At 66.6% G+C, this 12,654-nt stretch carries 13 protein-coding genes and 1 pseudogene; 10 read left to right on the top strand and 4 right to left on the bottom strand.

Translation table 11 applies throughout. The annotated features are described in order from the left end of the window. Nucleotides 1-72 precede the first annotated feature (72 nt). From IRT45_RS18630 to IRT45_RS18590, 9 genes and pseudogenes are all read left to right on the top strand, one after another. Nucleotides 73-1,104 (top strand): hypothetical protein, encoded by a 1,032-nt coding sequence (locus tag IRT45_RS18630; RefSeq protein ID WP_309241042.1) that lies wholly within the window; start codon nucleotides 73-75, stop codon nucleotides 1,102-1,104. Between the two features lie 7 nt (nucleotides 1,105-1,111). Next, nucleotides 1,112-1,366: pseudogene (locus tag IRT45_RS18625) on the top strand (SDR family NAD(P)-dependent oxidoreductase); the annotation flags it as partial. Between the two features lie 136 nt (nucleotides 1,367-1,502). Further along, nucleotides 1,503-2,702, top strand: a complete 1,200-nt coding sequence (locus IRT45_RS18620; protein WP_309241041.1) for a helix-turn-helix domain-containing protein — start codon at nucleotides 1,503-1,505, stop codon at nucleotides 2,700-2,702. A gap of 174 nt (nucleotides 2,703-2,876) precedes the next feature. Then, complete coding sequence (gene lpdA, locus IRT45_RS18615) at nucleotides 2,877-4,331, top strand: dihydrolipoyl dehydrogenase (RefSeq protein ID WP_194807122.1); 1,455 nt, start codon at nucleotides 2,877-2,879, stop codon at nucleotides 4,329-4,331. Between the two features lie 11 nt (nucleotides 4,332-4,342). After that, on the top strand, nucleotides 4,343-5,512 hold the full coding sequence (gene pdhA / locus IRT45_RS18610; protein WP_309241040.1) for a pyruvate dehydrogenase (acetyl-transferring) E1 component subunit alpha: 1,170 nt from the start codon (nucleotides 4,343-4,345) through the stop codon (nucleotides 5,510-5,512). An 18-nt stretch (nucleotides 5,513-5,530) separates the two neighbouring features. Next, complete coding sequence (locus tag IRT45_RS18605; protein ID WP_228534580.1) at nucleotides 5,531-6,514, top strand: alpha-ketoacid dehydrogenase subunit beta; 984 nt, start codon at nucleotides 5,531-5,533, stop codon at nucleotides 6,512-6,514. Between the two features lie 12 nt (nucleotides 6,515-6,526). After that, complete coding sequence (locus IRT45_RS18600) at nucleotides 6,527-7,840, top strand: dihydrolipoamide acetyltransferase family protein (RefSeq protein WP_194807120.1); 1,314 nt, start codon at nucleotides 6,527-6,529, stop codon at nucleotides 7,838-7,840. 244 nt (nucleotides 7,841-8,084) lie between these two features. Continuing rightward, nucleotides 8,085-8,423, top strand: a complete 339-nt coding sequence (locus IRT45_RS18595; protein ID WP_194807119.1) for a hypothetical protein — start codon at nucleotides 8,085-8,087, stop codon at nucleotides 8,421-8,423. A 69-nt stretch (nucleotides 8,424-8,492) separates the two neighbouring features. Further along, complete coding sequence (locus IRT45_RS18590) at nucleotides 8,493-8,996, top strand: SDR family NAD(P)-dependent oxidoreductase (RefSeq protein WP_194807118.1); 504 nt, start codon at nucleotides 8,493-8,495, stop codon at nucleotides 8,994-8,996. Between the two features lie 97 nt (nucleotides 8,997-9,093). On the opposite strand, the gene IRT45_RS18585 is transcribed toward IRT45_RS18590, so the two are convergent. The 3 genes from IRT45_RS18585 to IRT45_RS18575 all read right to left on the bottom strand — a co-directional run bounded on the left by IRT45_RS18585 (nucleotide 9,094) and on the right by IRT45_RS18575 (nucleotide 10,314). Further along, the gene (locus tag IRT45_RS18585; RefSeq protein WP_194807117.1) at nucleotides 9,094-9,459 is read right to left on the bottom strand and encodes a hypothetical protein; all 366 of its coding nucleotides are present in this window, start codon (nucleotides 9,457-9,459) and stop codon (nucleotides 9,094-9,096) included. After that, nucleotides 9,446-9,808, bottom strand: coding sequence for a Zn-ribbon domain-containing OB-fold protein (locus IRT45_RS18580; RefSeq protein ID WP_228534571.1), 363 nt, complete (start codon nucleotides 9,806-9,808; stop codon nucleotides 9,446-9,448). The genes IRT45_RS18585 and IRT45_RS18580 overlap by 14 nt, the downstream gene beginning before the upstream one ends. Before the next feature lie 230 nt (nucleotides 9,809-10,038). After that, nucleotides 10,039-10,314 carry a type II toxin-antitoxin system VapC family toxin gene (locus tag IRT45_RS18575; protein ID WP_194807115.1) on the bottom strand — a complete coding sequence of 92 codons (276 nt, stop codon included), beginning with the start codon at nucleotides 10,312-10,314 and terminating at the stop codon, nucleotides 10,039-10,041. A 1,009-nt stretch (nucleotides 10,315-11,323) separates the two neighbouring features. Between IRT45_RS18575 and IRT45_RS18570 the strand changes: the two genes are divergently transcribed. Beyond that, complete coding sequence (locus IRT45_RS18570; protein WP_194807114.1) at nucleotides 11,324-11,890, top strand: hypothetical protein; 567 nt, start codon at nucleotides 11,324-11,326, stop codon at nucleotides 11,888-11,890. Between the two features lie 190 nt (nucleotides 11,891-12,080). Here IRT45_RS18570 and IRT45_RS18565 read toward each other — a convergent pair whose 3' ends face one another. After that, on the bottom strand, nucleotides 12,081-12,488 hold the full coding sequence (locus IRT45_RS18565) for a hypothetical protein (RefSeq protein WP_194807113.1): 408 nt from the start codon (nucleotides 12,486-12,488) through the stop codon (nucleotides 12,081-12,083). Nucleotides 12,489-12,654: the final 166 nt, after the last annotated feature.

Here is a 12,654-nt window from a genome sequence, read left to right as displayed (position 1 = left end):
TGCTAATTTTCGTATGCGAGAATCATATTCTCGCACTCGCCGACATTACCGGCGGCTCGAAAGGTCGATCACGTGCGCGTCATTCAATGGACCACCGGGAAGGTCGGAAAGCTCAGTCTGCGAGGGATTCTCGACGATCCGCGACTCGAGTTGGCCGGTGTCTACGCCTATTCCGACGACAAGGTCGGGGTGGATGCGGGCAGGCTGTGCGGACGGCCCGATACGGGAGTGCTCGCCACCTCCGATATCGATGCGCTGCTCGCGCTCGATGCGGATACCGTCATCTACACGCCGTTCATGGCCGACCTCGACCATGCGACGCGGTTGCTCGAGAGCGGCCTCGATCTCATCAGCACCAACCTGTTCCTCAACGTCGGCGGAATTCAGGGCGAGACGGAGCAGAAACTCGCCGCCGCCTGTGAACGCGGCAACAGCTCGCTGCATATCACCGGCATCAACCCGGGCTGGGTCAATGCCGTGACCACCGCGTTGACCGCGGTGTGCCGTGACGTCCGATCGATTTCGATCTTCGAATCGGCCGACGTCTCGGTCTACGAATCGGCGGAAACGTGGCAGGCCCTGGGCATTTCACGGCCCGAGGCCACCCCGGAGCTGATCGAGATCGCGAAACTGTGGATGAGCACCTTCCGTGATTCGGTGCGGCGCATGGGCGTGGCCCTGGGCTACGAATTCGACGATATCGATTTCTCCATCGAGTACGCGACCGCCGCCGAAACGGTGGATCTGGGCTGGATCCGCATCGAGAAGGACACCATTGCCGCGGTGCGCGGCGGATGGACCGGCACCGTCGGCGAGAAATCCGTCGTCCGCTCGAACGTCGCGTGGTATCTGACGAAAGCGCTGAACGAGAGCTGGGAATTCGACGACGATCACTATTACATCGTCATCGAGGGAGAGCCCGAGGTGCGGACCCGGATCAGGTTCGTCCCGCCGGACAGCTGGGGAAATCACGAGTGGGACACCATGACCGCGATGCCGGCGGTGAATTCCGTCTTCGACGTCGCCCGTGCGCCCGCCGGCATCTCGACACTGAAAGAGGTGGGATTGCCCTGCGCACCCGCCGATCTGTGGCTGTCGAGGTGACAACGCCGTGGGATATGCCGACGAGCTGTTCGATCTGACCGGCAAGGTGGTTCTGGTCACCGGCGGCAGCCGCGGACTGGGGCGCGAGATGGCCTTCGCCACCGCGCGCTGTGGTGCCGATGTGATCATCGCCAGTCGCAACTACGACACGTGCGTGGCCACCGCCGACGAGATCGCACGCGAAACCGGCCGCGCCGCCATGCCCTACGGCGTGCACATCGGTCGGTGGGACCAGCTCGACGGGCTGGTCGACGCCTGTTGGGGAGGCGGGCATTGCCCGGTCTGCTCACCGATCGAATTGATCTCCGCGTTCGAGCGCACATCGGGCTGCCGAGACCGTCACCGTGCCGACCTACCGGCGTCGTCTGCGCGTCCGCTCTCGACGTAGTGTGGCCGTCGTGGCGCCCGCAGAAATCTCCGAACCCGTGCCCGACTCCGCGGAGTTGGCGAGGGCGTGCGGGAGTGATATCGCCGAGCTCACCGCCCGGCTCATGGCGGCGGTGTTCACCGACAACCCGGAGTGGACCGACTATTCGGCGGTGAGCAGGACCGACCTGCAGGAGGGATGCCGGCGGTTCCTGACGCGGGTGCTGGAGTTGCTCGCGGCGAGGGGCGCCGGCGCCGAGCGCGACGATGTGGCCGCCGCGATCGGCCGGCAACGCGCCGCGCAGGGTGTTCCGCTCGAGGCCATGCAGCGCACCTTCCGCCTGGGCGGGCGCATCGTCTGGGAAGCGCTGATGGATCGTGCCGGCGATATGTCACCTGCCGATCTCCGTGACATCGGCACCGCGATGTGGGCGGTCGTCGACGGGATGTCCTCGGCGCTGGTGACCTCCTATCGTGGCGCCGAACTCGATCGCGTTCGACGCGACGAGCGCCGCCGGCACGCCTTGATCGAAGATGTGCTCTCCGGGCGTGGCCGCGATGCCGCCTTCGCGGCGTATGCGGCGCGAGAACTCGACCTCCCCGCCGGCGGCGACTATCTGGTGGTCGTCGCTCGTGGGGAACCGCAGCCGCTGCGGCTGGGCACCGAAAGTGCGTTGGCGGCCATGGGGATTCGTTCGGTCCGCCACGATCGGGGTGACCACACGGTCGGCATCGTCGCACTCGAACGGCATTCGCCGCAGCAGGTGGCGGAGCTGCTGGGTCCGCTCGTTCTCGGGCGCGCCGGGCTCTCCCCCACGGTCGACGGTTTGGCCGAGGTCGACGTCGCCCACGCACTCGCCACGCTGGCACTCGATACCGCGCCGAAAGGCCGCGAAACCACGCTCACGCTGCTGGACGATCGCTACCCGGAAGCCTTGCTGGTGCGCGCGCCCGATCTGGCGCAGCGATTGGTCCAGCGGTGCTTGGGTCCGATTCTGGTGCTGCCCGCCAGAGAGCGCGACGTCCTGCTGCGCACGCTGACGGTTTGGCTGGCCGAGAACGGCTCGGCCGCGCACGCCGCACCGCGCTTGCACTGCCATCGCAACACCGTCATCAACCGGCTCCAGCGCGCCGCGACGCTGCTCGGGCGGCCGCTCGAGGGCCGGCGCCACCAATTCGAACTCACCCTCGCGCTCACCGCCCGCGACCTGCTCGATCACTCCGCCGGCTGAGCGTTTCGCGCGGCGCGGCCGCAAGCGATATTGGGCGCAGCGCCCAATCCCGGGTCGCAAAACCTGGGCTTGCCGGGAATTGTCCGGCCTCCGTGTGCGGACAAGACTCCACATGTGATGGCCCACACCGCAACCGGATTAGGGTCACGCGATTCAGGACGAGGAGCACCACAAGTGCCGGAATTCGATCTCTTGGTCATCGGTGGCGGGCCGGGCGGGTACGTCGCGGCGATCCGCGCGGCCCAGCGCGGCCTGCACGTCGCCGTGGTGGAGAAGGAACGCCCGGGCGGGGTGTGCCTGAACTGGGGCTGCATCCCCACCAAGGCCATGCTGCGCTCGGCAGAGGTATTCGAAACTCTCAGCACCGCAGCAGATTTCGGTGTGTACGCCGACGACGTGCGGTTCGACTTCGCGGCCGTCCGCCGGCGCAAGGACGGGATCGTCGGCAGACTCACCGGCGGCGTGGCCGGGCTCCTGCGAGCCAACGGCGTCACCGTGATCGAGGGGCATGCCCGCTTCACCGGACCGACCACGGTCGAGGTATTCCAGCCGGGTCCCTCGCCGGTCTTCGCGGACGGTCCGCGCTACGCGGCCGCGCCGACCGGGACCCCGACGCGAACCGTGACGGCCACCGACGTGATCGTCGCGACCGGGTCCGTGCCCGCGGTCCTGCCCGTGCCGGGCGCCGACCTGCCCGGCGTGATCACCTCCGACGGCGCGTTCGGGTTGACCGAGGTACCGCGGCGGCTGGTCGTCATCGGTGGCAGCGCGGTCGGCGTCGAATGGGCCGGCCTGTTCGCCGCCTTCGGCGCCGAGGTGACCGTCGTGGAGATGCAGGACCGGCTGGTTCCCGCGGAGGACACCGAGATCGGCGCCGCGCTGGGCCGCTCGTTCACCGAGCGCGGCATCACCGTCCTGACCGGCTGCACCGTCACCGGTATCGACCGGACCGGCGATGCGCTGGTGCTCGACGTGAACGGCGCGACGACTCGGAAGGTCGCGGCCGACGTCGTGCTCGTCGGCGTGGGACGACGACCGAACACCGCCGACCTCGACCTGAAATACGCCGGAATCGACACCGACGCACGGGGTTTCATCCCGGTCGACGATCGGCTGCGGACCACGGTCGAGCATGTCTACGCGATCGGCGATGTCACCGGCAAGGCGCTGCTGGCCCACGTGGCCTCCCATCAGGGGCTCACCGCCGCCGATGTGATCGCCGGTCACGACGCCCACATCGACTACACCGTCATCCCCGCGGCGACGTTCACCCATCCGGAGATCGCGAGCGTCGGCCTGACCGAGGACGCGGCTCGCGCCGGCGGCCAGGAGGTGATCACCGCGAAATTCCCGTTCGCCGCGCTCGGGCGAGCCGAAGCGCTCGGCGATACCCAGGGCTTCTGCAAGATCGTCGCCGGGGCACGCCACCGGGAAGTGCTCGGCGTGCACATCATCGGTCCCTCGGCGAGCGACCTGATCGCCGAAGGGGCACTGGCGATATCGCTCGAGGCGACGCTCGACGAACTCGCCGACACCATCCACGCCCACCCCACACTCGGCGAGATCGGCATGGAAGCAGCCCTGACCGGGCTCGGCCTGCCGGTCCACATCGCGCCGCGTTCACGTTGAGGAGCACCACCGTGACTACCACAACCCCACAGAAGGCCACGCGCACGTCGACCCGGCGCGCACCGAAACGACCGGCCGTGACCACCGAGTCGACCGGGAACGGATCGAGTGAATCTCTCCTGGCCGACCGAACCGCCTCGCAGACAGCATCATTCGAGGCCCGTGTGGCGGCCGAGGACCCCGGCACACTGCGGAAGCTGTATCGCGACATGCTGTTCGTGCGCCGATTCGAGGAGCGCACCGCGCAGAGCTACCAGCAGGCCAAGATCGGCGGTTACTGCCACCTCAACCTCGGTGAAGAGGCCACCGTGGTCGGTCTCGGCGCGGCGATGCGGCCCACCGACTATCTGTTCACCAACTACCGCGAACACGGTTACGCCCTCGCCAAGGGCATCGAACCCGGCCGGGTCATGGCCGAACTGTACGGCCGCTCCACCGGCACCTCCAAAGGCTGGGGCGGATCGATGCACATGTACGACACCCAGACCCGGCTGCTCGGCGGCTACGCCATCGTCGGCGGCCAGGTACCGCTCGCCGTCGGCGCGGCACTGGCGATCGACTACCGCGGCGGCGACGACGTCGTCGTCTGTCAAATGGGCGAGGGCACAACGAATATCGGCGCCTTCCACGAATCGCTGAACCTTGCCGCGCTGTGGAATCTGCCGATCGTCTTCCTGGTGGTCAACAACCAGACCGGCATGGGCACCACCGTCGAGAAGTCCTCCGCCGAACCCGATCTGTGGAAGCGCGCCGCCGCTTACCGCATGCGCGGCGAACGCGTCGACGGCACCGATGTCCTCGCCGTCCGCGATACCGCCGAGCAGCTCATCGACACCGCACGCCGTGAGGGAAAGCCGGCCCTGCTGGAGGCGGTCAGCCACCGCTTGAAAGGCCACTCGGTGGTCGATCCCGCGAAATACCGCACCGAGGAAACGGTCGCGGCGGCGCGATCCCACGACCCGATCGAGATCTGGAAGAGCGCGCTGCTGAAAATCGGTGCGCTCAGCGACGATTCGGCCACCGCCCTGGACGCGGAGATCATCGCCGAGGTCGCCGCCGCCGTCGAGTTCGCCGACTCCAGCCCGCATCCGCAGCCGTCGAGCCTGTTCGACTACACCTACGCCACCCCGGTGCCCGGCGATTCCCGCCGCCTGCCCGCCGACCCGCTCTTCACCGTCTGAGGATCACCCGTGCCTGTCATGACCTACCGCGAAGCGCTGCGCGAGACCCTGCGCGAGGAAATGCGCCGCGACGACGACATCCTTCTCATCGGTGAGGAGATCGGCGTCTTCGAAGGCTCCTACAAGATCACCGCCGGACTGCTGAACGAATTCGGCGACAAGCGAGTTCGCGACACCCCGATCGCGGAGGAAGGGTTCGTCGGCGCGGCCATCGGCGCCGCCATGCTGGGGTTGCGCCCGGTCGTGGAGATCATGACGATCAACTTCTCGCTGCTCGCGCTGGATCAGATCGTCAATCACGCTGCCAAGATCTACGGCATGTTCGGCGGGCAGACCAGCGTGCCGATGGTCATCCGCACTCCGGGCGGCGGCGGACAGCAACTCGGCGCCACCCACTCCCAGAACATCGAGCTCTACTACGCGTTCGTGCCCGGCCTCAAAGTCGTCGCGCCCAGCACCCCCGCCGACGCCCGCGCCCTGCTCAAAGCTGCCATCGACGACGACGATCCGGTGCTTTTTCTGGAGAACCTGTCGCTCTACAACACCAAAGGCGACGTACCGGATGATCTCCCACCCGCGCAGATCGGCAAGGCCGCTGTCACCCGCGAGGGCACCGACATCACGCTGATCGGCTACTCGCGGATGGCCACGGTCTGCACCCAGGTCGCGGAAAAGCTTGCCGCCGAAGGTATTTCCGCCGAGGTGATCGACCTGCGCAGTCTGCGTCCGCTCGACCGCGACACCATCGTCGCCTCGGCGCGCAAGACCGGCTGCGCGGTCATCGGCGAAGACGACTGGCTGACCTACGGCATCGGCGCCGAAATCGCCGCTTCCATCTCCGACGGCGCCTTCGACTATCTCGATGCCCCCGTGCGCCGCGTCGCCATGGCCGAAGTGCCGCTCCCCTACGCCAAGCCGCTGGAGAAGCTGGCTCTGCCGTCCGTCGAATCGCTCTACACCGCCGCCGTCGAAACCCTTGCGGCCGTGGGCAAGCGACGCTGAGAGGAAAGACCGTTGTCCGACATCACCATGCCCCGCCTCTCCGACACCATGGAAGACGGCGTCGTCGCCACGTGGCTCAAACAGGTCGGTGACACCGTCACCCGCGGCGAGGTACTCGCCGAAATCGAAACCGACAAGGCCCTGATGGAGCTCGAGGCGTACGACGACGGCGTCCTCGAACGCATCATCGCCGCACCCGGAACCCGCGTGCCGATCGGCGAACCCATCGCCATCCTCGGCGACGGCACTGCGCCCGCTGCATCACCTGCACCGTCTTCGACCGTTCAGCAGGCCGAGAGCGCAGCGACACGGCAGCCCGCCCAGGAGCGGTCAGAGCCGGCCGACACCGCCGCGGAACAGCGGCGGATCGCGCAACAGCCCAGCCCGGCCGACGCGGCGCCGGCAAGGTCGGCTGCGTCCTCCGATGCCGTCCGCCGCAAATCCTCGCCTCTGGCGCGCAAGATCGCGCAGGAACTCGGTGTCGACATCGCAACCGTCACCGGAACCGGCCCCGGCGGTCGCATCACCCGCCTCGACGTCGAAAACGCCCATGCGGCAGAGTCTTCCGACGCCGCGCAAACAACCGCCGCACCGGAACGCGCGGAACCGGGCACCACTGCCACCCCGGCCTCCGGCGACTACGACGAAATCCCGCTGACCACCATCCAGCGCGTCTCCGCCACTCGCCTCACCGAGAGCAAACAGCAGGCGCCACACATCTACCTGACCAGCGCCATCGACGTCACCGAACTCCTCGCCTTCCGCACCCGGATCAACGAGACACTCGCCGACACCGGGGCCGGCAAGGTCAGCGTCAACGATCTGCTCGTCAAGGCCGTCGCCACGGCACTGCGCGCCAGCCCCGCGGTCAACGTCTCCTTCGCCGGTGACACCCTGCGCCGCCACCACGGCATTCACCTCGGCGTCGCCGTCGCCACCCCCGCCGGCCTGCTCGTGCCGGTCATTCGCGACGCCGACCGCAAAACGGTGTCGGCCATCGCCGCCGAAACCCGTGACAAGGCCGAACGCGCCCGCGACCGCAAACTCCGCGCCGAGGAGATGACCGGCGGCACCTTCACCATCTCCAACCTCGGCATGTACGGCATCGAACACTTCACCGCCGTCATCAATCCGCCCGAAGCCGCCATCCTCGCGATCGGCGCCGCCACCGACGAACTGCGACTCGACGGCGACGAGGTCGTGAGCCGAAAGGTCCTGCGGGTCACCATGTCCGCCGACCACCGCGCCATCGACGGAGCCGTCGCGGCGCAGTTCCTGGCCCAACTGAAGGAGCTGGTCGAGCACCCGCTGCGAATCGTGACCTAGGGGCACGACGATGTGCGCGGGTCCCGAGAGTTCCGGAAAATTGATCTGACATGTGTTCGAACCGTTGAGTCGGCCGCGGGAACGACGTTCAATCGAAGGCGCGGTCCACCTTACGAGTCGGGGCGCGAGTGCTCATGGTGACGGCCATCGCGGTCGCGCCGATACTGCCTGCCGCGCCGGCTCTGGCGGAACAGCCGGCCGGAACACCGGCGGTTCAGGTCGTCCAAACGCGAGCTACCGGGAGATGCATCTGCACTGGACCGCCGCCGCACCGGCGGTCGTCGCCGCCTATCGTGCCGATGCGGCGCAGGGCGACCCCGAATTCGACCGGGTGATCACCGAACTCTCCTCGGTCAGTTCCGAATTCGCCGAGTTGTGGGCACGCCACGACGTCGGCGCCCCGACGCAGGCGGTCCACGCGGTGCGCCATCCGGACGCGGGTGAGCTGTACTTCGACACCACCACGCTGATCGTCGCGGACCATCCCGATCTGCATCTGGTGCTGTACAACCCGCGGCCCGGCACCGAGACCGAGCAGCGCCCGCGCCTGCCGGCGCCGGAACGGTCGGCCGCACCCGCATAGCCTGGTGGTAGTGATCCCACGTTGACCTCGCACCGGTTGTCCAGGGCGATCGTCGGCAGGCTTCTCGGCATGGCACACAACAGATTCGACGGCAGGATCGCACTGGTCACCGGCGGTACGAGCGGTATGGGACTGGCCACGGCGCGACGGTTGCGCGACGAGGGCGCGCGAGTGATCGTCACCGGACGCGACCCGGCCCGGCTGGCCGCGGCCGCCCAGGAACTCGGACCGGAGGCACTCACGATCGCCGCCGAGACGACCGATCTCGACGCCCTGTTCGACACCATCCGTAACAGGTACGGCCGGTTGGACGTGCTCTTCGTGAACGCGGGCATCGGATTCTTCCCGCCGACCGACGCGGTGACCGAGGCCGATTTCGACCGGGTGGTCGGCGTCAACATCAAAGGGGTGTTCTTCACGATCCAGCCTGGCCTCGTACGAGGCGTCGTACATCACCGGTCAGGACCTGCTCGTCGACGGAGGCTTGGTGGGCCTGGTTCCGGGCGCGGCAACCTGACCTCCCGGTCCGCAGTGGTCACCGCTGAGCGAGGCCGTGCGCTATTGCAGGATTGAGTCGACGTAGCCGCCGTCGACACGCAGGGCGCCGCGGCGTGTTCGTGGACGCGCGGAGAGGCGGCGGCATCAACCGTTCAACTGCGGGCTGCTGACTTCACGAAGCTCGATCGCCGTTCACCAAATCCGGCAGGAGGGCGGGGTCGCGACTGGGATTCCATGCGTAGTCCAGTGCTGCCAGCAGATGCTGCTTCAGTCCCCTCGTCTCCCTGTTGTCCGTACGGCCGGGAGCCAGCGCCGCCTGCAACATCTGCAGGAACCGTCGTCTGGCGACGCCGAAACGCACCAGCAACTCGCTGGAGTCGGCACCGCCGAACGGCGCCCAATGAATGGCGAATACGACTATCGACCGCGCATGCGGATCGAGATAGCCGTCTCTCTCGAGAAGTCGGCATTGCTGCAGCGAGGTCCGGACCCATGCCTGGCTGTAGCACCGCGCGACACCAGGTTCACCGCGACGCATGGCCTCGTCCGTCGGAGCCCGAGGAAGTCACCGATTCGCGGCTGCACTGCCGGTGCCGGCGATCGGCACACACGACGAAGACCGGAAACCTGTCGTCTCGCGGACGCGGCTGGAAATGCACGCGCACGGGCCGATCCGCAAGCAACGGCACCTCCCCCTCCAGCGAGGTGTAGACCCACGGGCCCTCGTCGAGTTCGACGATCGCGACCGTCGACTGAGCCAGCACACCCCCCGCACCGGCACGTTCCACCACCCGCCACGACACGACCGAACCCGCACCCGACGACGGCACCCGTTCCAGGACATCCGACGCACACGAGGAACACCCCGCCGTCAGCGGCGCATACAACTTGTCACATTTCGCGCATCGCCGGATCATCAAGACCTCTTCCGAGGTCCTCGTGCCGCTATGAGACCTGTGCTGAAGCTTGGGTGCAGACATCGAATCCTCCGCAACGTGACCGATAGAACGCACTCCAGCCTCGTCACCGACGGGCACCCCCGCGACGGTAGAACTACCCCTGCGTATACCTATTTCTTGCCGGCCGACGTGCCGAGTGACACCGCGTGCCGCACGGTTCAGCCCGATGCACTTATCACTTCTACTCCGTGAATCCGTGCTGCCTTCTGCATCCCGTCGTCCAGGGTCATCAGCGGATAGGCGAGCCGCTGAGCCAACACGATATACCCAGCGTCCGCGTAGGCGGCGTGGTCGATCATTCCGACAGCGGCGACCGAATCCACCGGCTCGCGGATTCGCTCCACGGAATGCGTGCTGAACGCAGCAATCAGTTCACGCGCCTGATCGAACTCGAGTTCACCACGGCGAGCCAGGCGAATGAGCGCGGAGCCCACTTCGAAGTCGACATGTGGCGTGAAAAAGCCTCTGACCTGTGTTGACAGATCAGAGGTCGGCTGTGGGCGCAGAGGGGTTCGAACCCCCGACCGCTGGTGTGTAAGAGCGCTGAGAACTGTCTTTCTGGTCCGCTTGATGCTCGTTCGTACAGGTCACAGCGTTTTTGGCATTCAGCCAGTTCGTCCCGTCGCGCCTTGTTTCGTGGCGTCTTGGCCAGTTCTTGGCCACCTGGGATCGGGTTGGCCATGAGCGCCACGCAGCATCCGGCAGCGCCGGACCTGGAGCGTCGGGCCATTCGAGCGCGACCCCGCGATGCCCCGTCTGCACCCAAGCGAGTGCACCTTCGCCAGCAACCGGTCGACGCATAGGGAGTCGGCACGTCCTTGCCGGATGGCACTCGCGGCCGCACAACCGCAGTCCGCTCGACGTACACGCACTTCACACGAGCACGCGCCACCTGTAGGGGGTAGGGGAATCGAACCCCTAACCACTCCCTCGCAAAAATCGAGCTGAGGCTGCGGATGCAACGTCTCCGCCGGTAGCAACGGGAATTTCACGAGACTTCGCGCAATTTTCCGGCGCAAACGATACCTGTTCCCTGCTGACGCCGTCAACACTTCATCCCTGCTCCTGACGGCGTCAGCAGACCAATCGACAACACTCACGGGTCCAGGTAGGGCATCGCGTTCGAGCAGGCCGACGCTCGACACGCGTACTTCACGGATTCATACAGATAACAAGTACACGCCCTCTACCAGAGTCGTGTGATGTGCGCCATATTCGTGTGGCAGATGAGGAGGTACATGCCCGATGGGTGACACAACTGTGCGTTTTACCTATCGACAGGCTCCGGGGGGAGGTGTTCGATGGACGCAACCATCTCGACACCGGCTACGAGCAGAGACGTTGTTGCGCACCCGCGATCATTCCGGCGCAGCGGCGGTCGGAGGGAATCGGAACCTCATGAGCGTCGATATATCTTGTCCCTCTTGCGGTTACGACGATTGTGTGCAGAGCGTTCCTGCGATCCGCGCTTCGGGGACCTCGACGGTCTATGGCACCGACTACTACTCCGGTGTCGGTGTGAGTTCGCTGGGTCCGGTGCCGGTCATGGGCTCCTCGCTCGTTGAGCGGACGCAATCCAGTTATCTCGCACAATCACTCGCGCCGGAGCCTGGATTCCGGGGTGCTGGCCGCCTCACAACCCTCGCAGTGGTGCTGAGCTTGCCTGCAGTTGGGTATTTCGCCGCTGGAGCCGTGCTGATTAGCCGTCCACAGCCCGACGTCTCGACTGCTTCGATTGTGATGGGGACTTTTGGTCTTGCGCTTTTCCTTGCGCTTCCGTCCTTGCTGATTCTGTGGTTCGCGTTCCGGAGGCTGCGACGGTCGGCCCGGATTCGCCGTGGTGCGCCTGCGGCTTATGCGGTGTGGCGCGCCGGCGTGTACTGCCATCGATGCGGCATGTGCTTTTGGCCCTTCGCACCGGCCGCCGGGATCCCGGTGCGGCATCCGGTGCCCCCGGGCGGTTTCCAGGGGATCGTCTGGAACGCCGGGGGTTATCTCAACGACGCGTGATCTCCACTGACACGAGTCGTAGGCCACTACCGTCGCCAGGCCGAGCTTGCTGGCGGCCGTCGGCTCGCCGGTCCGCTCGGCGGGCTATTGCCCGGATGCCGGTTTCGGCGATCGCTCTGCCAATTCCGCAGACCGCTGCGGCTCGTTGAGTCTCTGCTCGCTCTGACGATGTGTCGTCTGCACACCAGGTTCAGGCTCTGCCCGCCCGGCGGCCAGTAGTTGGCGAGCGCCTTTGAGCGCCTTTGAGGCTGATTTCGAGCAGTTCGGCGATGTCGTCGGTGCTACATCCCTGCTCGTTCATGCGCGCCACAGCCGCCGCCTGCCTGTCGTGGTGTACCGCGATTTCAGTTGCGGCGGCTTGTTCGAGGTGGCCGATCTTGTCGCGCAACGCACGGACGCGGCGGTCGCGGCGCTGTTCAATCGTCGAAATCGCCTGCCACGCAGACCAATACTCCCGCACCGCGTCGCTGACATTCTGTTCGCGCCGACGTTCGACCGCGCGGCGGCGATCCATTACTTCCCGCGAATGACGTAGTTGGCCAGCGAGATTCCCGGCGTCCCGTCCGCGTTTGCTCCTGCTCGCCTGGGGGTCGTTCATGTCCGTGATCTCCCAAAATTCTGGGTGAGATCAACCCGCGCCTCGCGGTTCAACGATACGCCCAACCATCCAGCGCCGCCGCCACATCGCGGTCAGAGGGAGCGACGTCAGCCGTCAACTCGCGGTCATGTCTCGCCTCCCTTTTCTCTACTGCCCATTGCTGTCG

Origin of the sequence: Nocardia sp. BSTN01, assembly GCF_015354405.1 — a bacterium.
Lineage (GTDB): Bacteria > Actinomycetota > Actinomycetes > Mycobacteriales > Mycobacteriaceae > Nocardia.
This window is presented reverse-complemented; position numbering and strand designations above follow the sequence as displayed.